Annotated in this window: 26 protein-coding genes and 1 riboswitch; of the genes, 13 read left to right on the top strand and 13 right to left on the bottom strand. The window is 70.9% G+C overall.

The genetic code is table 11. From position 1 onward, the window contains the following. The first annotated feature begins 128 nt into the window (after positions 1-128). Together ACGFZW_RS32425 and ACGFZW_RS32430 are read left to right on the top strand one after the other, a co-directional pair. Positions 129-365, top strand: a complete 237-nt coding sequence (locus ACGFZW_RS32425) for a DUF6400 family protein (protein ID WP_393896862.1) — start codon at positions 129-131, stop codon at positions 363-365. Positions 366-367: 2 nt separating this feature from the next. Beyond that, positions 368-598, top strand: a complete 231-nt coding sequence (locus ACGFZW_RS32430) for a hypothetical protein (RefSeq protein ID WP_393896863.1) — start codon at positions 368-370, stop codon at positions 596-598. A 95-nt stretch (positions 599-693) separates the two neighbouring features. Here ACGFZW_RS32430 and ACGFZW_RS32435 read toward each other — a convergent pair whose 3' ends face one another. From ACGFZW_RS32435 to ACGFZW_RS32445, 3 genes are all read right to left on the bottom strand, one after another. Beyond that, positions 694-1575, bottom strand: a complete 882-nt coding sequence (locus ACGFZW_RS32435) for a bifunctional 5,10-methylenetetrahydrofolate dehydrogenase/5,10-methenyltetrahydrofolate cyclohydrolase (RefSeq protein ID WP_393896864.1) — start codon at positions 1573-1575, stop codon at positions 694-696. A 21-nt stretch (positions 1576-1596) separates the two neighbouring features. Then, positions 1597-1684, bottom strand: a riboswitch (ZMP/ZTP riboswitch). A gap of 59 nt (positions 1685-1743) precedes the next feature. Further along, entirely contained in the window at positions 1744-2400 is a 657-nt protein-coding gene (locus ACGFZW_RS32440; protein ID WP_393896865.1) for a class F sortase, read from the bottom strand. Between the two features lie 154 nt (positions 2401-2554). Next, the gene (locus ACGFZW_RS32445) at positions 2555-3112 is read right to left on the bottom strand and encodes a hypothetical protein (protein WP_393896866.1); all 558 of its coding nucleotides are present in this window, start codon (positions 3110-3112) and stop codon (positions 2555-2557) included. 596 nt (positions 3113-3708) lie between these two features. Here ACGFZW_RS32445 and ACGFZW_RS32450 point away from each other — a divergent pair. Both ACGFZW_RS32450 and ACGFZW_RS32455 read left to right on the top strand, forming a co-directional pair. Continuing rightward, positions 3709-4521, top strand: a complete 813-nt coding sequence (locus ACGFZW_RS32450; protein ID WP_393896867.1) for a hypothetical protein — start codon at positions 3709-3711, stop codon at positions 4519-4521. A gap of 163 nt (positions 4522-4684) precedes the next feature. Further along, entirely contained in the window at positions 4685-5425 is a 741-nt protein-coding gene (locus tag ACGFZW_RS32455; protein WP_393896868.1) for a Clp protease N-terminal domain-containing protein, read from the top strand. An 86-nt stretch (positions 5426-5511) separates the two neighbouring features. On the opposite strand, the gene ACGFZW_RS32460 is transcribed toward ACGFZW_RS32455, so the two are convergent. From ACGFZW_RS32460 to ACGFZW_RS32475, 4 genes are all read right to left on the bottom strand, one after another. Then, positions 5512-6273 (bottom strand): GntR family transcriptional regulator, encoded by a 762-nt coding sequence (locus ACGFZW_RS32460; protein ID WP_393896869.1) that lies wholly within the window; start codon positions 6271-6273, stop codon positions 5512-5514. Between the two features lie 109 nt (positions 6274-6382). Further along, complete coding sequence (locus tag ACGFZW_RS32465) at positions 6383-7213, bottom strand: HpcH/HpaI aldolase/citrate lyase family protein (RefSeq protein WP_393896870.1); 831 nt, start codon at positions 7211-7213, stop codon at positions 6383-6385. Then, entirely contained in the window at positions 7210-8100 is an 891-nt protein-coding gene (locus tag ACGFZW_RS32470; protein WP_393896871.1) for a MaoC family dehydratase N-terminal domain-containing protein, read from the bottom strand. The genes ACGFZW_RS32465 and ACGFZW_RS32470 overlap by 4 nt, the downstream gene beginning before the upstream one ends. Positions 8101-8182: 82 nt before the next feature. Then, positions 8183-9586, bottom strand: coding sequence for an MFS transporter (locus ACGFZW_RS32475; protein ID WP_393896872.1), 1404 nt, complete (start codon positions 9584-9586; stop codon positions 8183-8185). 310 nt (positions 9587-9896) lie between these two features. On the opposite strand from ACGFZW_RS32475, the gene ACGFZW_RS32480 reads away from it, so the two are divergent. The 4 genes from ACGFZW_RS32480 to ACGFZW_RS32495 all read left to right on the top strand — a co-directional run bounded on the left by ACGFZW_RS32480 (position 9897) and on the right by ACGFZW_RS32495 (position 14091). Then, a complete protein-coding gene (locus ACGFZW_RS32480) occupies positions 9897-11141 on the top strand; it encodes an MmgE/PrpD family protein (protein WP_393896873.1) in 1245 nt (414 codons plus the stop codon). 5 nt (positions 11142-11146) lie between these two features. Next, entirely contained in the window at positions 11147-12334 is a 1188-nt protein-coding gene (locus ACGFZW_RS32485; protein ID WP_393896874.1) for a CaiB/BaiF CoA transferase family protein, read from the top strand. 47 nt (positions 12335-12381) lie between these two features. Further along, positions 12382-13581 (top strand): acyl-CoA dehydrogenase family protein, encoded by a 1200-nt coding sequence (locus ACGFZW_RS32490; RefSeq protein ID WP_393896875.1) that lies wholly within the window; start codon positions 12382-12384, stop codon positions 13579-13581. A gap of 84 nt (positions 13582-13665) precedes the next feature. Continuing rightward, complete coding sequence (locus tag ACGFZW_RS32495) at positions 13666-14091, top strand: VOC family protein (RefSeq protein WP_393896876.1); 426 nt, start codon at positions 13666-13668, stop codon at positions 14089-14091. A 127-nt stretch (positions 14092-14218) separates the two neighbouring features. On the opposite strand, the gene ACGFZW_RS32500 is transcribed toward ACGFZW_RS32495, so the two are convergent. The 3 genes from ACGFZW_RS32500 to ACGFZW_RS32510 form a co-directional block, all read right to left on the bottom strand. Then, positions 14219-14512, bottom strand: a complete 294-nt coding sequence (locus ACGFZW_RS32500) for a hypothetical protein (RefSeq protein WP_393896877.1) — start codon at positions 14510-14512, stop codon at positions 14219-14221. 96 nt (positions 14513-14608) lie between these two features. Continuing rightward, positions 14609-15001 carry a YciI family protein gene (locus tag ACGFZW_RS32505; RefSeq protein WP_393896878.1) on the bottom strand — a complete coding sequence of 131 codons (393 nt, stop codon included), beginning with the start codon at positions 14999-15001 and terminating at the stop codon, positions 14609-14611. Between the two features lie 609 nt (positions 15002-15610). Further along, positions 15611-16252 (bottom strand): TetR/AcrR family transcriptional regulator, encoded by a 642-nt coding sequence (locus ACGFZW_RS32510; protein ID WP_393896907.1) that lies wholly within the window; start codon positions 16250-16252, stop codon positions 15611-15613. 74 nt (positions 16253-16326) lie between these two features. On the opposite strand from ACGFZW_RS32510, the gene ACGFZW_RS32515 reads away from it, so the two are divergent. Further along, positions 16327-16776, top strand: a complete 450-nt coding sequence (locus ACGFZW_RS32515) for a hypothetical protein (protein ID WP_393896879.1) — start codon at positions 16327-16329, stop codon at positions 16774-16776. A 35-nt stretch (positions 16777-16811) separates the two neighbouring features. On the opposite strand, the gene ACGFZW_RS32520 is transcribed toward ACGFZW_RS32515, so the two are convergent. Continuing rightward, complete coding sequence (locus ACGFZW_RS32520) at positions 16812-18044, bottom strand: MFS transporter (protein ID WP_393896880.1); 1233 nt, start codon at positions 18042-18044, stop codon at positions 16812-16814. 54 nt (positions 18045-18098) lie between these two features. On the opposite strand from ACGFZW_RS32520, the gene ACGFZW_RS32525 reads away from it, so the two are divergent. Both ACGFZW_RS32525 and ACGFZW_RS32530 read left to right on the top strand, forming a co-directional pair. Then, a complete protein-coding gene (locus tag ACGFZW_RS32525) occupies positions 18099-18854 on the top strand; it encodes an AraC family transcriptional regulator (RefSeq protein WP_393896881.1) in 756 nt (251 codons plus the stop codon). Positions 18855-18975: 121 nt separating this feature from the next. Then, on the top strand, positions 18976-19581 hold the full coding sequence (locus tag ACGFZW_RS32530) for a hypothetical protein (protein WP_393896882.1): 606 nt from the start codon (positions 18976-18978) through the stop codon (positions 19579-19581). Positions 19582-19656: 75 nt separating this feature from the next. On the opposite strand, the gene ACGFZW_RS32535 is transcribed toward ACGFZW_RS32530, so the two are convergent. Next, positions 19657-20529 (bottom strand): undecaprenyl-diphosphate phosphatase, encoded by an 873-nt coding sequence (locus ACGFZW_RS32535; protein ID WP_393896883.1) that lies wholly within the window; start codon positions 20527-20529, stop codon positions 19657-19659. Between the two features lie 245 nt (positions 20530-20774). Next, complete coding sequence (locus tag ACGFZW_RS32540; protein ID WP_393896884.1) at positions 20775-21476, bottom strand: TVP38/TMEM64 family protein; 702 nt, start codon at positions 21474-21476, stop codon at positions 20775-20777. A gap of 356 nt (positions 21477-21832) precedes the next feature. Here ACGFZW_RS32540 and ACGFZW_RS32545 point away from each other — a divergent pair, with 356 nt between their 5' ends. Both ACGFZW_RS32545 and tuf read left to right on the top strand, forming a co-directional pair. Then, entirely contained in the window at positions 21833-22015 is a 183-nt protein-coding gene (locus ACGFZW_RS32545; protein ID WP_393896885.1) for a hypothetical protein, read from the top strand. A 108-nt stretch (positions 22016-22123) separates the two neighbouring features. Further along, on the top strand, positions 22124-23296 hold the full coding sequence (tuf, locus tag ACGFZW_RS32550) for an elongation factor Tu (RefSeq protein WP_393896886.1): 1173 nt from the start codon (positions 22124-22126) through the stop codon (positions 23294-23296). The last annotated feature ends 63 nt before the right edge of the window (positions 23297-23359 follow it).

Consider the following 23359-nt stretch of genomic DNA (forward strand, 5'->3'; position numbering starts at 1 on the left):
CGACTCGTATCGTCACGCACCGAAGCCGCAGTGGTCACCCCGTCGCCCCTCGTTGCCTGACGCTTCCTCAAGCCCGCGCCTCTTGGTAGACACGTTCGCATCATCCGCACGTGCACGGGAAGCGCACCATGACCGACCGTAACGCCTCTGACCAGCAGATATTTGAGTTCGATCTGGCCGACCACGAGTCCAGGCGCCGAACCGAAGTGGTGGCGGCGCTGGGGGACACCTGGGACCCGCTCGCGGTGATGGAGTCCGAGGACGAGGCGAACCGACTCCTCTACTCCGGCCTCGACGCGGAGCAGCAGGCCACCTACGACATGCTGGTCGCCGCCGGAGTCCTGCCGGCGTCCGGGCGGGGCTGACGATGCTGCCGCTCGATCCCACAGCCGACATCGGCCGCCGGGCCTGGGTGCCCTGCCCCCGGTGCGAGGACCAGCAGGACTGCGCGACCTGCCTGGACGGCCGCACCTGCGGCGATCACTGGCGCTACCTCCTGACGAACAAGGGCAGCACGCTGCACCTGCAATGCCCCAACTGCACTCACCTGTGGGCCTGGCAGTCGGGCTTCGGGGCGGGCGGCCGGTCGGAGGGCTGACCGCGGTCGCACAATTCCGGCCGTCGAATGGCCACGTACGGGACGCCTGCGCCCGCTGAAGTAACTCTTGTGCACGAGTGGGGAGTTGCGCCATCTCACCCGGCTCCGGTGTACGCCTCCGCTCCGAGGGCGCCCAGCTGTCGGGCCGCCGCCTCGACGGTCTGGGTGAGCAGGGTGGCGATGGTCATGGGACCTACGCCGCCGGGCACGGGCGTGAGGAGACCGGCGCGACGCCGCGCACTGTCGAAGTCGACGTCTCCGACGTTGCCGGGGTGATAGCCGGCGTCGATCACGACCGCGCCGGGCCTGATGTGGTCACCGTGCAGGGCTCGGGGCCGGCCGACCGCGACGATCAGTACATCGGCCTCCCTGGTGACAGACGGGAGATCCGCGGTGCGGGAGTGGCAATAGGTCACCGTGGCGTCGCGGGCGAGCAGCAGCATCCCGACCGGCTTCCCCAGGATCGCGCTGCGGCCGACCACGACGGCACGCCGGCCGGCCAGTTCGACGTCGTGGTGCTCCAGCAGCCGCATGATGCCGCCGGGTGCGCACGAGGCGAAGCCGTCCAGGCCGAAGCTCATCGCGGCGAACGAGTGGGTGGTGACGCCGTCGACGTCCTTCTCCGGGGCGATGGCCTCGAACGTCGCGCGCTCGTCGAGGTGCGGGCCGACCGGATGCTGGAGCAGGATTCCGTGCACGTCGGGATCCCGCGACAACGAGGTGATGGCGCCGATGAGTTCGGCCTGCGTGACCGAGGCGGGCAGTGCGACATGCCGGGATCGCAGGCCGGCGCGCTCGCAGCGGTTCCGCTTCATCCGGACGTAGGTCACCGAGGCCGGGTCCTCACCCACCAGCACAGTGGCCAGGCACGGGCGTTGTCCGGTCCGCCGGGAGATCTCCGCCGCACGCTCGGCGGCGCGCTCGACCATGCGGCGCGCGAGATCGCTGCCGTCCATCACACGAGCGGTTCGGGACATGGTGCGCTCCTGGGCGTCGATACGAGTCGCCCAGGCGCACGGCACTGACCAGGTCGGTCGGGCCGCTCCCCGGTGGTACCCCACCCAAGCGCCAGTCACGGCCCGGCACCACTGTAGAGGACGAGGATGTCGAAGAACGCGCGTTCACGGCGGCCAACACATCGGGACTCAGGCGTCCTTGGACGACGCGAGGTGGGCGAAGACGACCACGTTGTCGGCGTAGTCCTTGGCCTTGCGGTCGTACTCCCCACCGCACGTGATCAGGCGCAGCTCCGCGGACGGTGTGTCGGCGTAGACCCGGTCGTTGGGGAAGTTCGCCTTGCTGAAGGTCTCCACACTGTCGACCTTGAACGTCGCGACGGTGCCGTCCTCCCGGGCGATGTCCACCGTACTGCCGCGCTTGAGCGTGCTGAGCTGGAAGAACACCGCGGGCCCTGTCTTGGTGTCGACGTGGCCCGCGACGATCGAGGCGCCTCGCTCGCCGGGCGACGCCCCCTCCTCGAACCAGCCGACCAGGTTGTTGTCGTCCGCCGGAGGCGCCGCGAGTTGGCCCGATTCCTCGATGGCCAGCGGGGTGAACGGTGCGTCGACCGCGATCTCCGGGATCGAGAGCCGCGTGGGCGCTGAGTGCGGCAGTGTCGGCCCGGGGGTGGCCGAGGCGGCCGCCGCCGGGGGCCGGGACTGTGGCTTGGGGTCCGCGGAGGTCTCGAAGGAGTTGTAGACGAGGAGGGCACCCAGTCCGACGGCCACGGCGGGCCACATCAGGGAACGGCCGGGCGGGCGTTGGGCTGTCGTGGTCCGGGGGGAGTTCTGCTGCGCCGACATGAACGGGCCTTTCGTGAACGGAAGCGGTGCGGCGTCCGGGCGCCGTCGCCTGCGGGCCGCGGGCGGGCCGGTGACGGGAAGCGCATCGCCGCGACCACCGCCCGGTCGGACGGTGGCCGCGACAACACAGCGACCTGTGGCGGATGCGGCCCTGTCAGGCTGCAGCGGCACCTGACGCGTTGCGGCGGCGCAGCATGTACGCGCCGGCGCCGAGCCCACCGAGCAGCAGCACCGAGCCGGCGGCCAGACCGCTACCGGACATCGCCAGGGCGCCGCCACCGGTGTGGACTCCACCGTGCGGCTTCTTGCCCTCCCACGACTTGTTGTGCTCGCCCTTCCACTTGTCGTGGTTGCCCTTCCAACCGCCCTCGCGGTCGCCCTTCCAGCCCTCTTCGCGGTCGTCACCGGAGGGGTAGTCGTCCTGGTCCCAGTCCTGCGTCAGCGACGTGGCCAGGGCGCCGCCGCCGGTGCGCATACCGCCGTGAGGCTTGCGGCCGTCCCGTGACTTGTCGTGGTCGTGCTTGTGGCCCTTGTGGTGCTTCCCGGACTTGTCGTGATCGCCCTTCCCGGACTTGTCGTGGTCGCTGCTGGAAGAGGACGTGCTGTCCGGGGTCCGGTCCTCGGCCGTGGTCAGGGCGTACGCGGCCGGAGCGGATATCGCGAGGGCCGCGGTGATGGCGGCCGAGGCGAACAGGGTGCGAGCAGTGCGCATGGGGGCATTTTCCTTTCGCTGCGTCTGCGAAGGCCGACGCGTCATCGGCACACGGGATCGCAGGTGCGGCGTGATCACCGTCAGCCGGATCACGGCGCGCCACCACCGGAGAACGCCGCATTCGGGCGACGCGCTGGGCTCTTCGGGTGGATAAGGGCCCGATAATCACCCGTTGAGCGGCGCGCGCTTTCGCCGTGGCGGGGTCGTTGTGCTGTAAAGGGGACTCCGGTGGACCGGCGCGTGCGTGGCGGTCGACGGCGCCGACACCGCCGGCCATCCGCCCGCCGTCCGTCACCGGTGCAGGCGTGCGCAGCCGAGCGGTGCCGGAACGGTCGGCCGGATGGGGCCGAATGGCGGGCGTGGCGTCACACGATCGGCCGGATGGGGTGTGTCGCACGGCCCACGAGGCGCTCGATCGGTAAGCCTGGGCGCCTCAGTCGTGAAGCGCCCCGAGACGGCCCACGTACCCGTAACGTTATTGTCATTTCGTGGGTGTATGCGTGCTTTGGGGTGCTTTATTGCGCCAAAACGGTTCAACCGCGTTGTTGAAACGTTGTCCGGGTATGGAGCCTAGAGAGTTGTGGGACCGCAACGCCGTGCTGGCGGAAGCGTTTTGTCTGGGAGACGAGCGGGTGCGCGAGGCGCAGGCCAGGCTTGATGAGGCGCAGGCCGACCGGTCACGGGTTCTGGCGGCGTTCGCGGTGACGGTGGGCAGCGCGGGCGCGGTGGCCGGCCTGTTCGGATTGAACGAGCGGGAAGTGCGGGTCGCCCGGCGCACGGTGGGCAAGGACGACGCCCGCGCTGTCGCCGAGGAGTTGCTGGCCGGGGGCCCGACCGCGCTGATCCGGGAACCGGAGATGCCGGAGGCGCCTGATTACTCTTCCGAGGTTCCGCCCGCCGCCGCCGCGCCTGCGCAGGGTTCCGGGGCTCGGCAGTCGGCTCCGCCGCGCGAGGCGACGAGCAGCCCTCAGGAGCAGGGGTGGTCCGCGGCGATGGATGCGGTGCTGATCGGCAGTTGGCAGACCGGGGTGGATCTGCGTGAATTGGCCACCGAACTCGGCTTGGACCTGACCCGTTTGGTCAGCCGTGCCCAACAGCTCTCGGCCCAGGGCCGTTTCCCCGGCCATGAGGGTCATGCGGGACGTCATCGCCGAGGCCCCGGTGAGATGCACGAAGCCGAATACGCCATCCCTGCCCAGCAGACAGCTGCATGGAATGCGGCGCCCACGGCGCATGCGGTGCAGTCCGCCTGGTACCAGGGCGCGGTGCCGGCGGGGGAGACGGTCCAGGATGTGGCGCTCGCCCAGGACTGGGACAACGCCCTCGCCCCGTGGGGCACGATCGCTTCCCCTTACGAGGAGGCCGCGGCCTCCCCCCAGCCTTGGACCCAGTACCACCTCAGCTCCTGATGTACCGCAGGGCCCGGCAGGAGCCGTAGTGCCTGCGGCGCGGCGATCGCAGGAACGAAGGTGGGGGGATGGGGTGGAGGGACCTGGGCCGGCTCCTCCCTCCACTCGCAGAATGCGTCAACGCATGGTTGACGACCGCGGATCGACAACCTACGGTTGACGCATGACGAATCCACTTCGCATGAACCCTCAGGTCCGCCTCGACGATCTGATCGAGGCGATCAAGAAGGTCCATCCCGACGCCCTGGACCAACTCTCCGACGCGGTCCTCGCCGCTGACCATCTCGGCGACGTCGCCGACCACCTGATCGGCCACTTCGTCGATCAGGCGCGGCGCTCCGGTGCCTCCTGGACCGAGATCGGCCGGAGCATGGGAGTGACCAAGCAAGCAGCTCAGAAGCGGTTTGTCCCCAAGGACCCCGGCGGTCCCTCGGACCTCGACCCGAGTGCGGGCTTCAACCGGTTCACGCCCCGGGCACGAAACGTCGTGGTGGCCGCGCAGGACGAGGCCCGGGCGGCGGGCGACAACGAGATCCGCCCGGCGCACCTGGTGCTGGGGCTGCTGAGCGAGCCGAACGCGCTCGCCGCCAAGTTGATGGTCGCGCAGGGCGTGCCCCTGGAGACCGTACGGCAGGCCGTGACCCGGACGCTGCCGCCGGCGGCCGAGCAGGTGCCCGAACTCATCCCGTACGACACCCAGGCGCGCAAGGCGTTGGAGCTCACGTTCAGGGAGGCCCTGCGGCTGGGGCACAACTTCGTCGGCACGGAGCACGTCCTGTTGGCGCTGCTGGAGCTCGAAGGAGGCGAGGGCGTACTCGCCGGTCTCGGCCTCGACAAGGCGGCGACCGGGGACCGCATCACCGACGCGATCGCGGCGGCCCTTGCCGCGGAAGAGCCGGAGTGACCTCGGGCTGACGTGTCGTCAGGCAGCCGGAGAGGGCCGGGCGCAAGGGCGGTGGGGCGAGCGAGCTTCGTGTGGCGATGCCGCCCTCAGCGGCGTAGCCGGACGCGGTAGGAGTACAGCTCGGGCAGGAAGTAACTGATCGCCAGCTCGATGCGGCGGCCTTCGGAGGTCGTGTAGAGGCGGTCGATCCGCAGCAGCGGATGCTGCGGCTCGCACTTCAGCTGCTCGGCGACGACGTCCGGGGCCGGGGCGACCGTGATGCTCTGCTCGGCCCCGGTGATGGGCTGTTCCAGCCGGTCGTCGAGCAGGCCGATGATGGTGAAGGTGCTGGTCGCGCCCGCCTCCGTCAGCTGGTCGACGGAGGTCAGGGTCTCGCCGACGTCCGTCGGCAGCCACACCGTGGTGTGACAGAACGGCACCTCGTCGTGCAGCCGCCGGAAGGCGAGGGTGTGCACCATGTCGCTGTCCAGCCGCAGCCGCCCGGCCGCGTCGATGTCCACGCGCCGCCGCAGCGGGCTGGTCAGCTGCATGGTGGTGTCGATGGACAGCCCCATCAGGTCGTCCACCGAACCGAACTTGCGCAGGTAGCGGCCGTCGCGCGGGGCGGCGAACGTCCCGCGCCCCGGGACCCGGTAGACCAGGCCCTCGGCGACCAGGTCGTGGAAGGCGCGGCGTACGGTCTGGCGGCTGACCTGGTAGGTCTCGGCCAGCTCGGCCTCCGTCGGCAGCCGCACCCCTTCGGGGTAGCGGTCGTCCGCGAGATCCGCGCGCAGATCGTTCGCCACCTGCTGGTACGCGCTCTGCCCACGGGCCGGCTTGTTGGCCATCACATCCTCGTCGCCGTTCACATCCGGGAAGGAACGGCCAGCCTATCGGCCCCCGAAGGGGCAGGTCACCCGCAGGGATGCGGGGGCTGCTCATAGGCGTCCGGATGCGGCGGACGGCCTGTCCCGCGGCTCAGTCCCGTGCCGCGGCCTCCAGGATGCGGCGCGCCCGCTCCACAACGGGTCGGTCCACCATGCGACCGTCGACCACGCTGACCGCTTCACCGGCACCCAGCACCCGGCGCGCCCACGCCCGCTCGGCGGTGGACGGTGCGAACCCCTTGTGAACGGCGTCCAGTTGGCATGGGTGGATGCACAGCTTCCCGGTGAATCCCATCCGGCGGGCGTGCGCGATGTCCCCCGACAAGGGTTCCGCGTCGTTGAGGTCGGTCGTGACGCCGTCCAGAGGCAGCGCGAGCCCGGCGGCTGCTGACGCACACACCACCCGCGAGCGCGCGTACGCCAACGCCTGATGATCGGCGGGGTCCACGCCGAGCTGCGCCGAGAGGTCGACGTTGCCGAAGGCGGCCCGCAGCACGTTCGGTGCCCGGCAGAGCGAAGCGGCGTTCTCGACCCCGGCGGCGGTCTCGATCAGCGCCAGCACCGGTGACCGGCCGCGCGTCTCCAGGGCGATCGCCTCCGGTACGGCCGGGTCCTCGGCCTTGGGCAGCATGAGGGGGACGCCGTGCGCGGCGGCCATCGCCAGGTCGGCCTCGAACCACGGGGTGCCGGGCGCGTTGATCCGGACCACCGCCCGGCCGCCTTCGGTCAGCCACGCGGCCACCTCGGCGCGGGCCGCGTCCTTCCCCTCGGGGGCGACCGCGTCCTCCAGATCGATGACCACGCCGTCGGCGCCCGCGGCGACCGCCTTGTCGTAGCGGTCGGGTCGGTGCCCGGGGACGAACAACAGGCTGCGGGCGGCCGCCAGAGCGGTGGCCCATGCGTCCATGTCGGCGCTGCTCATGCGAAGGTCACCTCCGCCGTGGCGTGTTCGGTCGCGCGCGGCCCGGTGACCCGCAGTCGCACGCCCCCGTCGAACGGTTCACCGCAGGCCAGCAGCTGTTCCCGGCAGAACGCCGGCTTGTGCAGCCGGTAGGACAGGGTGCGGACGGTGCGCTCGGGGGCCTGCCTGCGGACCACCTCCAGCATCATCAGCGCAAGCAGCGGGCCGTGCACGACCAGCCCCGGATATCCCTCGACGTCGGTGACGTAGGGGGCGTCGTAGTGGATGCGGTGGGTGTTCGCGGTGAGCGCGCTGACGCGGAAGAGCACGGCCGGATCGGTCGTCCACGGCAGCTGCCACGGTGCGTCGCTCCGCGGTTCGGCGTCGGTGTCCACGGTGACGGCCGCCGGGACCGGGGCGCCGCCGCCGCTGCGGTAGACGATGTCCTGCTCCTCCGCCACCCGCAGCTCGCCGTCCTGGCTGAACTCGTTGCGTACGGTGACGAACAGCAGCCCGCCGCTGCGTCCCTTCTTCGCCTGCACCTTCACCACGCGACTGGTCTGTTCGGCCGGGTGCCCGGTGGTCAGCGGCGTACGGATCTCCAGCCGGCCGCCGGCGAACATGCGGCGCCGCTCCGGCAGCGGCGGCAGGAAGTGCCCGTCGCGCAAGTGCCCGTCCGGGCCCAGATCGCTCTGCCGCGGCCAGGTCAGGAAGTGCAGCCAGTGCCACAGCGGCGGCAGCGGCCTGCCTGCCGTGGCCACCGACTCAGGCAGGTCGAGTACGGCGGAAAGCGCCGCGACCGCCGCAGGGTCCAGCGCGTCGGTGGCGTGAGCGCCGGCCGGGTGCCAGGTACGGGCGGTCTCTTCGAGAACGCTGAAGTCGGCGTCGGAGGCATCGGCGGGGGGCAAGGCGGCTCCTGTCGTGCGAGGGGCGGAACGGAGGGAGAACGGGGCGGCTGCCGGGTGGCCGGGGCCGGTCACCCGGCGGGAGTCAGCGGACGTCTGCGGTGTGGGCGGCCTGGGTGGGCACCGGTTCCTCCTGCGCGGGTCGGGCGTGCAGTTCCTCCAGTGCCGCGTCGCGGGTGTCGAGGCCGAAGAATGCCACGGTGAGGGCGGCGATGAGCCAGGCCCCGGCCACGAAGGCGAACACGCCCACGTAACCGAGCCCGGGTGACGTGTAGATGGCCGCGATGATCAGGGGGGCGACGATGTTCGCGGCCCGCCCGGCGCCGTTGCCCAGCCCCGAACCCGCGGTCCGCAGGGCGGTCGGGAAGTACTCGGGCGTGTAGGAGTACAGGACGGCGATATAGCTCTGGCTGAGCGCGGCGACCAGCACGCCGAAGACGACGATCGCGGCGGTGCTGGTGCTGAGCCCGTAGCTGATGCCGACCACGGCGACGAGGAGCCCGAGGACGACCGAGAGGTGCTTGCGCGAGAACCGGTCGATGAACGGCGCGGCGAGAAAGGCGCCGGGCACCGCGCCGATCGTGGTGATCGCCGACATCGTCATGGACTTGGCGAAGTCCTGGCCGCGCTCGGCCAGGAGGGTCGGCACCCAGGAGGCGAATCCGTAGAAGCCGGTCAGCGCGAAGATCCATACGACCATCATGACGAGGGAGTTGCGTCGTTGGCCCGGCGCGAAGAGGTCGGCGAAGCGGGCCTTCGGCGGCAGGAGCTGCTCCGCCGCGGGCACCTCCTTGTGCGGCTGCGCGGCCCCCGGGCGGAATTCCGGAACGAAGCGGCGGACCGTCTCCTCGGCCTCCTCGGTCCGGCCCCGGGAGAGCAGCCAGCGTGGCGACTCCGGCAGGCGCCAGACCAGCGGGAGCAGCAGGAATCCGAGTGCGCCCGCGACGAACAGCCAGCGCCATGCGGTGGGGTGGGACACGGTGATCGCGCGGGCCGAGAAGGCGACCAGCGGGATGCCGACGAGGCCGACACCGAGCGCGACGGCCTGGAAGCGGCCGCGGTGGGTGGCCGGGGTGACCTCGGAGAGGTAGGAGATCGCCACCGCGGTCATCGCGCCGAGACCGAAGCCGGTCAGCGCGCGGGCCGCCGCCATCAGGCCGGGTGTGGAGACCACGGCGTTGAGCAGGGAGGCGGCCGAGAAGATCAGGACAGCGGCGGACATGCCGACCCGGCGGCCCAGCAGGTCGGCGGCGCGTCCGCCGAGGACGGCGCCCACCGCCATCCCCGCGAAGCTCATCGCGGTCACGACGGCCACGTCGTGCACGGTGAACAGGTGCGCGGCCCGGATCGCCGGTGCGGCGTAGGCGAACGTGTTGAGATCGGCGAGATCGAACAGGAACATCGCGCTCACGGTCAGCAGCACCCTGCGGTGCATACGGCCGATGGGTGCCCCGCTCAGTGCGGCGAGGGCGGGGGACGGGGTCGACACTGACCTACCTCCAAGGGGTCCCGGCATACGGGCGGCGGCTCATCAGGTGAGGGGTGCGGAGGCGACGTGTCCCGCGGCGCTCACAGGCCGCACGGCGTCCTGGCGGCCATTGATGAAGCCATTTGATGTATTGCTACGTACAAAGCACCGGCATTCTGTGGTGCGCCTCACTCTGCCGTCAAGGGTGCGCCGAAATCCCCGATGGTGCCTGGATTTCGCCTCGTTGACACGGGCAACATTTGGCCGTACAAATTGCGCAGAGCCGCCGCACGGCACACTCGGCGGACGCCGAACATCGGAGGGGACCCGCATGACCGCCGCCCGAGCCCTCGCGCAGTGGGCCCACGACCACCGGCCCGACCCCGACGACCTCGTGCTCGCCGACCGGGCTCTCGCCGACACCCTCGCCGTCGCGCTCGCCGCCCGCGCCCACCCGCTGCGCCCGGTGGCCGCGCCCCTGCCCGATGCGGCGCGCTGGGCGGCGATGGCCCACGTGCTGGACTTCGACGACCTGCACACCGACACCACCACGCACATCTCGGTGGTCACCGTCCCCGCCGTACTCGCCGCCGGCGGCGGCGCCCGCGCCTACCTGGCGGGCGCCGGCGTCATGGCCCGGCTCGGCGCGATGCTCGGCTGGCGTCACTACGCGGCCGGCTGGCACGCGACCTGCACCGCGGGTGCCCCGGCAGCCGCCGTGGCGGCCGGCATCGCCCTCGGGCTGGACGTCCCCCGGCTGGCCACCGCGATGGCGCTCGCCGTACCCGCGGCCGGCGGCGTCCAGGAAGCGTTCGGGACGCACAGCAAGTCCCTGCAGGTCGGCTTCGCCGCGGACGCCGGAGTGCGAGCCGCCCGGCTCGCCCGGGCCGGCGCCACCGCCGACCCCCGTGCCCTGGACGCATGGCTGGAGCGGGTCGGCGGCACGCCCACGACGGAATGCGCCGAGCGTCCGGCCGTCCCCGGTGGTCTCGCGATCAAGCTGTTCCCCTGCTGCTACGCCATGCAGCGGCCGATCGCCGCCCTGCGCGAGATCCGCGACCGGCTCATCGGTGGTCACACCGGCGGCGACGTCACCGGCATCACCGTCACCACCCCCGCGGGTACCGTGCATCCGCTCCTCCACGACCGGCCCGTGACCGGCCTCGCGGCGAAGTTCTCCATGCCGTACGCGATCGCCACCGCGCTGCTCGACGACTACCCCGGCTTCGAGAGCTTCACGGACGAGGCGGTGAACCGGCCTGAGGCGCAGAAGATCATCGACCTGGTGACCGTCGAACGGCTGCCCGGCGAGACCACCACCCTCCTCGACGGCACCGTCGCCCTGCGCATCGACCTCGCCGACGGCACCGCGGTCCACTCCGAGATGGCCCTGCCGCCCGGCTCGCCGGGACGCCCGCCCACCGCGAGCGACCTGCGCGAGAAGTTCGCCGCCTGCGGAGCGGATGTTCCCGGGATGACGGCGGGCATCAGCTGGGAGGGCGCCGCGACACTGATGCGGACGGCGTTCCCGGCGGCGGACGCCGATCCCGCCCCGAACCCCGACCAGGAGGCGTGAGGACCGTGCAGCAGCAGCTCCCGCTCGAAGGCATCACCGTCGTCAGCATCGAACAGGCGGTGGCCGCCCCCTTCGCCACCCGCCAGCTCGCCGACCTCGGCGCCCGCGTCATCAAGATCGAACGCCCCGGTGACGGCGACTTCGCCCGCCGCTACGACCGGACCGTGCACGGCCAGTCCAGCTACTTCGTGTGGCTCAACCGCTCCAAGGAATCCGTCACCCTCGACCTCAAGGACGAGCGGGGCCAGGAGATCCTGCACCAACTCCTCGCCGGGGCCGATGTGTTCGTCCAGAACCTGGCCCCCGGCGCCGCCGACCGTCTCGGCCTCGGCCCCGACGTGCTCACCGCCCGCTATCCCCGGCTGATCCCCTGCACGGTCTCCGGCTACGGCACCAGCGGCCCCTGGGCCGACCGCAAGGCGTACGACCTGCTCATCCAGTGCCAGACCGGCCTGGTCTCCCTCACCGGCACCGCCGAGGAAACGGCCCGGGTCGGCATCTCCGTCGCCGACATCTCGGCGGGCATGTACGCCTACAGCGGCATCCTCACCGCCCTCTTCGCCCGCGCCACCAGCGGCGTGGTGCACCCGGTGGAGGTCTCGCTCTTCGAGGCGCTCGCGGAATGGATGAGCCAGCCCGCCTACTACACCCGGCACAGCGGCACCCAGCCGCCACGGATCGGCACCCAGCACGCCACCATCGCCCCGTACGGCGCCTACACCGCGGCCGACGGCAAGGACGTCCTCTTCTCCATCCAGAACGAGCGCGAATGGGCCGCGCTGTGTGCCGACTTCCTCGGCCGGCCCGAACTCACCGACGACCCGCGCTTCGCCACCGGCTCCGACCGCGTCGTCCACCGCGACGCGCTCAACGCCATCATCGCCGAGCGGTTCGCACACAGTGCTGCCGCCGACATCCTGAAGTCCCTCGACGAGGTCGGCGTCGCCTGCGCAGGAGTCAACTCCCTCACGGAGTTCCTCGAACACCCTGTGCTGGAAGGCCGCGACCGATGGCGCGACGTCGCCGTACCGGGCGCCACCGTGCAGGCCCTGCTACCGCCCGCGGACCTCGCCGGGGTCACCGCCCGTATGGACCCCGTACCGAGCGTCGGCGAACACACCGAAGCGGTCCTCACCGCCCTGGGCCACAGCCCCGAGTCCCTCGCCGCGTTGCGCGCCGACGGCACCATCTGACGCCGGCCCACCGCCCACTTCCTGCCGCCCGCACCCAAGGACCCCGCATGAGCACGCTGGACAGCCTCCCCGAAGACGAACGCTTCGTCGTCGAGACCGTGCACGACTTCGTCGACAGGGACGTCAAGCCCGTCGTCCAGGAACTGGAGCACGCCAACACCTACCCCGAGCAGCTCATCGAGAAGATGAAGGCCCTTGGGATCTACGGGCTCGCCATCCCCGAGGAGTACGGCGGCACCGCGGTCTCCACCTCCTGCTACGTCCTGGTCACCGAGGAACTCGCCCGTGGCTGGATGAGTCTGGCCGGCGCGATGGGTGGCCACACCGTCGTCGCCAAGCTGCTGCTGCACTTCGGAACGGAGGAGCAGAAGCGGCGCTACCTGCCGAAGATGGCCACCGGCGAGATCCGCGCGACCATGGCCCTCACCGAGCCCGGCGGCGGCTCCGACCTCCAGGCCATGCGCACCACCGCCCGCAGGGACGGTGGAGATCCCTCCGACGCGAGCGAAGCCGGGGGTGGCGGAGACTACCTCGTCAACGGCACCAAGACCTGGATCACCAACTCCCGCCGCTCCCAGCTGATCGCCCTGCTGTGCAAGACGGACCCGGCCGCAGCCCCCGCGCACCGCGGCATCTCCATCCTCCTCGTGGAGCACGGCCCCGGCCTCACGGTCTCCCGCGACCTCCCCAAGCTCGGCTACAAGGGCGTCGAGAGCTGCGAGGTCGCCTTCGACAACTACCGGGCCGCGCCGGACGCGTTGCTCGGGGGCGTGGAAGGCCAGGGCTTCGGCCAGATGATGAAGGGTCTGGAGACCGGCCGCCTCCAGGTCGCCGCCCGTGCGTTGGGCGTCGGGCGCGCCGCCCTGGAGGACTCGCTCGGCTACGCCCAGGAACGCGAGTCGTTCGGCAAGCCCATCTGGAAGCACCAGTCCGTCGGAAACTATCTCGCCGACATGGCCACCAAGCTGACCGCGGCCCGACAGCTCACCCTGCACGCCGCCCGTGAGGCCGACGCGGGCCGCCGGGTGGACATGGAAGCCGGCATGGCCAAGCTCTTCGCCTCCGAGACCGCGATGGAGATCGCCCTCAACGCGGTCCGCATCCACGGGGGTTACGGCTACTCCACCGAGTACGACGTCGAACGCTACTTCCGCGACGCGCCACTGATGATCGTCGGTGAGGGGACGAACGAGATCCAGCGAAACGTCATCGCCGCCCAGCTGGTCAAGCGCGGGGGCCTGGAATAGGGGGCGGAGGACGGCCGGATCCCCAGCCGTGACACGCGCCTGTCGCCCGTCCGTTTCGGCCACGGCTCACGGCACAGTGGCGGCATGAACGCAGACGACGGAAACATTCTGGCCCGGGGACGCGTGGCGACCAGGCTGCCGGCACAGGACCTGGACCGGGCACGGCGCTTCTACGCCGAGCAGCTCGGACTGGAGCCCGTGGACGAACGTCCGGGAGGGCTGCTGTACCGGTGCGGGGACACGGAGTTCGCGCTGTTCAAATCAGCGGGCGCGTCGCCCGGCACCTTCACCCAGATGGGCTGGGTGGTCGACGACCTGGGGACCCTTGTGTCGGAACTCAAGCAGCGCGGTGTGATCTTCGAAGAGGTCGACGTGCCCGGCCTCCGGACGAAGGAGGGGATCGCCGACATCGAGGGGAACTACCCGAGCAAGGGAGCACGGGGGGAACGCGCCGCCTGGTTCCGTGACAGCGAGGGAAACATGCTGGGCATCGGCGAGCCGGTCGTCTGAGCGGAGCGCCATGGCTCCGACGGACGTGCACAGATGCCCAGCGTGCACCCCCGCGCACACGCATCCAACTGTGGCGCCCGTCGGGCCACCTGGCGGGCTCAGCCACAGGCGCCCGGCGCCGCCTACGTCACGGGCATCGCTCCGCCTTCTTGACCACGCCGATCTTGATCGGGCTGCTGACGGGTGCGCCCGGGGCCGGTACCTGGGTGCAGGTCTTCCAGTTCGCGGGCCAGAGGACGTGCCTCTTGAGCCCGCTCACGTCCCGGACGTCGACCCTCGTACCGGCGTCGACGGTCCGGTAGACGGTCATGAGGGGTTGGCCCTTGTAGCTCGGCATGGGGGCGGGGCCGGTCTGAGCCTGGCCCGCCAGGCCCAGAGCGGACGCCGCGAGGACTCCTACGACGGTGATGATCTTGTTCATTACCGGTGAACGACCACTGTCGGAGTTGGTCACACGTACGCGCCGACCTGCCCGCCACCCGAGTGCGGTGGCGGGTGCTCTGCCGTGGGCCCGGGATCAGCCCGCCGTCGGGTCGGCGGGGACCGGGTGCACCTCGACCGGCTCGTTGCTCGGCGCGCCACCGGGGCCGGGACAGGCCGAGGCCCGAGCGGCGATCGCCAGGGCGCGGTCCTCGCTCTTGACGTCGACGACCCAGTAACCGGCGAGGATGCGGTCCGCCTCGGCCGGTCCCTCGCTCACCACCGGGCGCCCGTCGTCCCCGGCCCGTACGGTCTTGGCCAGCGCGGGTCCGCCCAGTCCCCGAGCCTCCACGAGCTCCCCGGCGGAGGTCAGCTCCTCGTTGAGCGCGTTCATGTGGGCGAACATCGCCTTGGTGTCCTCCTCGGAATACGCGGACATCATCGATTCCCACTGGGGGGCCGGGACGTTCAACTGGATCATGTACTGCATGATTCTCACCTTCCGGGCGGGTGCTGTGCTGTCGAAGGGATAGACGCCCGGATGCGGCAGAACTCATCGGTCCACTCCGCACGACGAGCGGATCTTCGAGACCGCGCCGCGGACGAGTGGCCCGAGCGGCTGGGGCAGCACATGTACGCCGCGATATGCGGCTTTCCCATGCTAATGGTGCGATCTCATGGGACCGGGCGCCACGCCGCCCCACCCCGAGCACCGGGACGGCAAAGGCTCCGCGCAGCCGGACGGCCCTCTTCACGCCAATGCCGGAACGGCCGGTGCGCACCGGCACTCCCGAACCGGGGCCCGCCGGCCGCACGCGGTGCGGCTTCTCCCGTGCCGCTGCCAGGCGCCCTGGCCGCGCTGCTGCCGCGCCCGCGTAGGTTCTTGACTCTGACGCCGTGTCAGGCGGTCAACTCGGCGACCCGCTGCGGCTCGTGGACCTGCCGCCCGTCGAGCAGGTCGCGACGATCGTGCGTCGCGGCTCGATGGGCGCGACCCAGCCGTCGATCCAGACCCTGGGGCCGCTGGATCGACGCCATCGGCTACCGCTCGGCGGGCTGCCCCAGGGGGGCAGTCGCCCGGATCCCCGCGCGGCTGCGATCAGTCCGCATCGCAAGGCGCGGCGGTGTCCGCATCGTGATCGATGAGGGTCACGTCCGATGCCAGGGCGCGGGCGGTGTCGGCGAAATACTGCTCGTCGGCGCCGGAGGCGAGGCCGAGAATGACGCCCTGGCTGAGGCCGACGAACAGCGCCCTGAGCGCGGTGACCAGGCGTTGCGCCTGACGCGACGTCACGATCCGCCCCTCGTGCGCTCGTCCGGCGAACAACGTGATCAGATGGCTCTCCTGCGCCAGGACGGACTCGGCGATCCGGGAACCCAACTCGGGGTCGTGCAGGGCCATGTCCAGCAAGGTGATCTGCAGCGACATGGCGGGCAACGCATCGGGGGAGTCGCAGCTGCGCCGGTAGTAGCGCGCAAAGGCTTCCACCGCCTCCAGCAGGTCCGACCCAGCGGGAACCGCCTGCTCGATCTCTTGATAGTGCGGCCGCAGGTAGTCGGTGACCAGAGCGACCACCAGGCCGTTCTTGCTGCCGAACAGCGAGTAGATGGCGCCGGTGGTCAGGTCGGCGCGCTCCGCGATCTCTTCGAGCCTGGCGCGGTACCCGTCTCGGGAGACGACCTGGAACGCGGCGTCCAGCAGGGCGCGGCGGTTGCGTTCCTTGGTCTCCGCTCTCGTCATTCTCATAATCTCATTATTATAGTAATCAAGTTATGGAAGCGACGGTCGGCAGGCCGATATCAGGGGGAACGCTCATGACCCAGACCCAGACCCAGACCCGACGCCGGGCCGTGGCAACGGCATTGACCGGCCGGATGGTGGGCGTCATCGCCGACGGCGTCGTCAAGGTGTTGCTCGGTTCCGCGTTCATCGTCGGCGCGGCGCGGATCGGCCATCTGCTCGGGGCGCCCGCCTGGCTGATGGTCGTCTCCGGCGTGGCCCTGCTGCTCGGAGGGGGGATCGAGATCAGGTACGTCCGCAGCCGTGCCATGCGCACCTTCACGCGACTCATGGTCGCCTACGACAGCGGCTGGGCGCTGGTCACGCTTGCCGGCCTGTTGATGACCTGGCAAGGGACGGGCGCCGGGGGCGAGATCTGGCTCGGATACCAGGTGGCGGCACCCATCGCGCTCGCCGTATCGCTGGTCGCAGCCGCCCCCGTGCGGGCGGCTGCGGACTCCCACGCAAGGGACTCCGGCCGCTGACGGCCGGCCTCCGGCTCGCTCAGGCCGCCGATCCGTCAGCGGAGGCCCTGGCGCCCGACGCCCGACGCCCGACCGGGAGCGACCACGGCGTCGGCGTCGCCCTCCTGCTCCGGGGCTGCCGCTGCGGCGTGCGGCACGGCCGGTTCCGGCAGGCTGCGGAACAGCAACCAGCTCAGGGCGGGCAGGAGGATCAGCGGTGCCAGCGCGGTGCGCAGGGACGTGGCGTCGGCGATGCTGCCGATGAGGGGGCTGGCCAGGCCACCGATGCTGACGGTCAGGCCGAGGGTGATTCCGCTGGCGGTGCCGACACGGGTGGGCAGGTAGTCCTGCCCGAGTGTGACCTGGAGAGAGAAGGGGACGTAGAGGGTCGCCGAGGTCAGCGCCACGAACAGGTACAGCACCGGACCGGGGATGAACACGACCCCCGCGATCGACGGGATCGAGATCAGGTACGACCAGCGGGTGACGGTGACGCGGTCCCAGCGGCCGGCCAGCCAACCGCCAAGGACGGAGCCCACCGCGCCGCCGGCGTAGAGCACGAACAGCGCCGCCGTGCCCGCCGCCGCGCTGCCGTCCATACGCTCCTTGGCGTACAGCGAGATGAAGGTGCTCAGGCCGATGAAGACGACCGACCGGAAGACCACGGCCAGCGACAGCTTCACGAACGACGCCTTGTCGTCGCGCCCGGCCACCGCCGTCGAGGGGGATCCGGTGGAACGCCGCCGCTCCAGTTCCCGCAGCACCGGAAGACACAGCACACTGCCGATGAGCGCCGGCACCACCAGCAACGGCGTCAGTCGCAGGCCCCCGGGCGCGACGACCGCGGCGACCATGAGGGGGGCCAGCGCGAAACCGATGTTGCCGCCCACCGAGAACCAGCCCATCGCGCTGTGGCTGCCCCTGCTCGCGAGCCGGGCGACCCGCGCGGACTCGGGGTGGTAGGCGGCGACGCCGACCCCGGACACCGCCACGAACACCAGCGTCAGCGCGTACGAGCCGCTCATGCCGCTGAGCGCGATACCGACACCGCCCAGGACGGTGCTCGCCGGCAGCAGCCAGGGCATCGCCCGGCGGTCGGTGAGCAGACCGAACACCGGCTGCGCCACGGAGGACAGCAGGGAAGCGGCGAGCACGATGCCCGAGACGGCGGCGTAGCTGTACGCGCGTTCGGCGACGAAGAACGGGACGAGGGCCGCGACGGCGCCCTGATAGACGTCGACGCAGGCATGCCCGACGGCAAGCAGGGTGATCGATTTGTTTTTTGCCACGTGGCCATGGTCCGCACCGAGCGAGGTGTCGTGCTTCCGATAAACTGCCAATCAATGCAGCAAATCCGCCACGAGCCGATTGCGCCGACCCGCACCCAGCAGCTGGCCCACGGGGCTGCGATCGACGCCCACCGGCACGACGATCACCAGATCGTCTACGCCGGCCGCGGAGTCCTGGCCGTCACCACCAGCGCGGGCTCCTGGGTCGCACCGGGCACCCGCGCCATCTGGGTACCGGCCGGCACGGTCCACGCCCACAAGGCCCACGGCGAACTCGAACTGCACGTCGTCGGGCTCCCCAGGAGCGAAAATCCGCTCGGACTGGACACGCCGACCGTCCTGGCCGTCAGCCCCCTGCTGCGCGAACTCATCCTTGCCCACACGCGCACCCCCGACGACGACAGTCCCGAACGCGCCCGGCTGCGCGCCGTCATGCTCGACCAACTGAGGGCCTCTCCACAGCAGCCACTGCACCTGCCCACACCAAGTGCCCCGCAGCTCCGGGCACTGCGCGAGATCCTGCACGCGAACCCGGCCGACAACCGGACACTGGCCACGTTGGGCAGAGAGGTCGGAGCGAGCGACCGCACTCTCTCCCGCCTTCTGAGAAGCGACCTCGGGATGACCTTCCCGCAGTGGCGCACCCAACTACGCCTCCATCACGCTCTGGTGCTGCTGGCAGAACACACACCGGTGACCACCGTGGCCCACCTGTGCGGCTGGTCCTCGGCCAGCGCGTTCATCGACGTCTTCCGCCGCACCTTCGGCCACACACCGGGCAGCCACCGTCCGCAGGACCAACCCTTTTGAAGCGAGGGTAGGGCCGCAGCTCCAGCCAGGGGATCCCAGCGATGGGGGCTGACTTGGGCGTCCGATCACGGCGAAATGACAATCGGCGCGCAGCTTGTGCCGTCATGGCAGAGTGACCAGCATGACTCTCTCAACGCATCGGCGACGAAGACACTTTGCCGCAGTGCTCCTCCTGGGCGCCGTGATCGCCCTGACTGCCTGCGGCCAGCAGCGTGTCGCGGCCGACGCGCCCGGCGCATCCTCCAACCCGAGCCCTTCCAGCCCGAGCCCTTCCCACCTCGGTGCCTCCCCCTATGTGGAACCCGGAGCGAACGACGGGGCCCCGCATCACGGCGAGAACAACGCCGGCCGCCAACCCCGCGAAATGTCCTCCGCCGGCGAGGAAGACGCACAGCGGGAAGCCAAGCGCATCGAGCCCGTCCTCAAACGCCTGTGGAAGCAGGGCAAGTGGGACCCCAAGAGCGTTCGCTCGGAGTTGCTCGCGCTCGGCTACAGAGACCTGCGAACCGGCCCCAAAGGTGAGCACCTCGGTGGGAACCTCGAAGTGCGTGGCATGGAATCCCGCTTCGAAACCGACCACTACGTCACACCCGAAGGTGCCCGGATCGGCCTCCACGTCCGCAAAGACGCCTGCGTCACCGCTTTCGTGCAGAAGACCAACTACCAGGTGCAGGTCAACGGGCCATACCTGGAGACCGGCTGCTTCGCACCGCCCTTTGCCCACTGAAGGGGAGCGAGTTTGCGGTCCTCTCTCGACACTCCGGTGAGCAGTGCCGAGCCTGAGAGGCGCCCCCCTTCGCCCTCAGCCCGCCGATTCGCCCGCGTGTGGGCTCAGTGTTCCCGCGGCGACCAGGGCGAAGAGCACGATGCCCAGCAGGATGCGGTAGATCACGAACGGCATGAAGCTCTTGCTGGAGATGAACTTCATGAACCAGGCGATGACCACGTAGCCCACGACGAACGCGATGATCGTGGCGAAGATCGTGGGGCCCCAGGAGACGTGTCCTTCGCCGGCGTCCTTGAGCTCGTAGGCACCCGAGGCCAGGACCGCGGGGATGGCGAGCAGGAAGGAGTAGCGGGCAGCGGATTCGCGGGTGTAGCCCATGAGCAGACCGCCGCTGATGGTGGCGCCGGAGCGGGAGACTCCCGGGATGAGGGCCATTGCCTGGCAGACGCCGTAGAGCAGGCCGTCCCTGACGTTGAGGTCGTCGAGCGACTTGCGCTGCTTGATGGCGCGGTGCCGGCCGCCGACCTCGTCGCGGGCGGCCAGTCGGTCGGCGATGCCGAGGACCACACCCATGACGATCAGGGTGGTCGCGATCAGCCGCAGGTCGCGGAACGGTCCCTCGATGGCGTCCTTGAGCGTGATGCCCAGCACGCCGATCGGGATCGAGCCGACGATCACCAGCCAGCCCATCTGTGCGTCATGGTCGTGCCGCAGTTCCCGGTTGAAGAGTGAGCGTGCCCACGTCGAGATGATCCGCCCGATGTCCTTGCGGAAGTAGATGATGACGGCGGCTTCGGTGCCGATCTGGGTGATGGCGGTGAACGCCGCACCCGGGTCGTGCCAACCGGCGAAGGCCGCTGTCAGGCGGAGGTGCGCGCTGGAGGAGATGGGCAGGAACTCGGTCAACCCTTGGACGAGCCCGAGGACGAAAGATTCAAACCAGGTCATGGAAACTACGCTATCCAGGGGTGATCAAGCGCTTACCGGCGCGGGCGGGGAGAAAGCGGGCGGCGACGGCGGATGCTCATCATCGGCCGACGGAGGGCAGCGTAACGCCCGAAGATGTCCGGGCGGCCAAAGGGCCCCGCGCACCGGGACTCCCGGACGCACCCCGCGCGCCCGGTGACGAGCCGTGAGCCGGAGGCCGCGCGTGGGGCAGGGAGGAACTGCGCGCGGGCCAGGAGGGTCTGGCCTCAGCGTCCGCGCAGCGCCTTGCGTTTGCACCACGCCACGATCAGTCCGCCGAGTCCGCTGACCGCGATGAACCCCATGGAGATGAGGAACGCCGGGGAGGTCGGAGCGGCGGCTCGTGCCCCCGCGATCACGTACGCGGCGGTGTTGGGGATGCTGCCGAGCGCCGTCGCGAGGAGGTAGGGGAGCCAGCCCATGCGGGACACGGCGGCGCAGTAGTTGCTGGCGCAGAACGGCAGGCCGGGGAAGAGACGGATGGCCAGCATCGAACGGAAGCCGTGCTCGCTCAACTGCCGGTCGGCAGCCGCCAGCCAACGTGCTCGCAGCAGCGGGCGCAGCGCGTCCTGGCCGAGCAACCGGCCGAGTCCGAAGGCCAGCCCGGCGCCCAGCACCGTGCCGGCGAGCGCGGCGGCGAGGCCGAGCCGGTCGGCGAAGAGGGCGCCCGCGGCGAGGTTGAGGATCGGGCGGGGGACGAAAGCGGTGGTGCACACGCCGTACGCCAGCGCGAAGACCACGGCGGCGGTCGGACCGGTCAGCTGTGGCGGCCAGCCGTCGGCCAGCAGGCGCTGCGGCTGCCAGAGCAGCATCGCGGTCGCGGCGCAGGCCAGCAGGGCGAGCAGCAGGCCCAGGCGCGCCCAGGGGGAGAAGAGCACACGCGTGCAGCGCGCGGCGAGGCCGTCGGGCGTTGCGGCGGGTTCGAACATTCGGGGAGCGTAACCGACAGGGGTGGCAAGGAGCCGAATGCGGGACGGGCGGGCCCGACACCGGTTCCACAGCGCCGAGGGCCACCACCCGGCCGGGTGACGACTCCCGGTCCGGCTCGCGGTGATTACGGTGTCGGGTGGGTGATGACCCCCGGTGGGAAAACCGGCTTCGTGGCTCTGCGACCCCGGCTGCCCTGCGGCGGTACGGCCATCCGTCGGGCCGGTGAACCACTCGTACGGCGTTGCGCGGAAGCGGTGGTGACAGGGCGTCGGCCTCGCCCCGGCTCGTTACGCCTGCGTCTCCCGCTCCGGTAAATCGTTCGACGTCGCAGCGACGGCCCGGCACCATATGACGCATGTTCCGGCACGCCTTCCTTCCGCTCCCGTCCGCAGTCGCGGACGCGCCGAAGGCTGCCTTCCACATCCTCGCGGCCCTCGCGGCCGCGGAGTGCGCGGCCGCCGCCTCCGTGGCCGCCGCCGCTCCCGTCGCCGCCGCAGCCGTCCCGGCCGCAGCGGCGACCGACGGCGCACGAAGCTGACCCTCTCCGGATCGTCCGGCGGACCCCACAGGGGGAGGGTCGGATCGGCCCGGGGTCCCCACGGCGCGAAGACGCCGTCCTCACCGCATTGTTGCGAGGAAGAACACCATGCCCAAGACGGCATACGTGCGCACCAAGCCGCACCTGAACATCGGCACCATGGGCCACGTCGACCACGGCAAGACCACGCTGACCGCTGCCATCACCAAGGTCCTCAGCGACCGGGGGAGCGGCACCTTCGTGCCGTTCGACCGGATCGACCGGGCCCCGGAGGAGGCCGCCCGCGGCATCACCATCAACATCTCGCACGTCGAGTACGAGACCGGCACCCGCCACTACGCCCATGTCGACATGCCGGGGCACGCCGACTTCATCAAGAACATGGTCACCGGCGCCGCCCAGCTCGACGGCGCGATCCTCGTCGTCTCCGCGCTCGACGGGATCATGCCGCAGACCGCGGAGCATGTGCTGCTCGCCAAGCAGGTCGGCGTACGGCACATCGTGGTCGCCCTCAACAAGGCCGACGCCGGTGACCCCGAGCTCACCGACCTGGTGGAGCTGGAGGTGCGGGAGCTGCTGGGCGCGCACGGCTACGACGGGGAGCACGTCCCGGTCGTCCGGGTGTCCGGGCTGCGGGCGCTGGAGGGCGACCCGCGCTGGACGCAGGCGATCGACGCGCTGCTGGACGCCGTGGACACCTATGTGCCGATGCCGGAGCGGTACGTCGACGCGCCGTTCCTGCTGCCGGTGGAGAACGTGCTGACGATCACCGGGCGCGGCACGGTCGTCACCGGTGCCGTCGAGCGCGGCACGGTGCGGGTCGGCGACCGGGTAGCGGTGCTGGGGGCGGACGCCGAGACCACGGTCACCGGGCTGGAGACCTTCGGCAAGCCGATGGAGTCCGCCGAGGCCGGGGACAACGTCGCGCTGCTGCTGCGCGGTCTCCACCGCGACCAGGTACGCCGCGGACACGTCGTCGCCGCGCCGGGCAGCGTCACCCTGCGGCGCCGCTTCACCGCCGAGGTCTATGTGCTGTCGGCGGAGGAGGGCGGACGCCGTACGCCGCTGTCCACCGGCTACCGGCCGCAGTTCTACCTCCGCACCGCGGACGTGGTCGGGGACCTCGACCTCGGCGAGCGGGCGGTGGCGCGGCCCGGGGAGACCGTGACCGTCTCCGTCGAGCTGGGCCGGGACGTGCCGCTGGAGAAGGGGCTCGGTTTCGCCATCCGCGAGGGCGGCAGGACCGTCGGCGCGGGCACCGTGCGCACCGTCGAGGACTGAGCGGACCGCACGTGTCCTGACGAGAAGAGAGGGCCGGCTGCGCCCCGCACCCCGACAGGTGCG

The sequence above is a fragment of the Streptomyces sp. NPDC048248 genome, from assembly GCF_043201875.1.
Classification (GTDB): domain Bacteria; phylum Actinomycetota; class Actinomycetes; order Streptomycetales; family Streptomycetaceae; genus Streptomyces.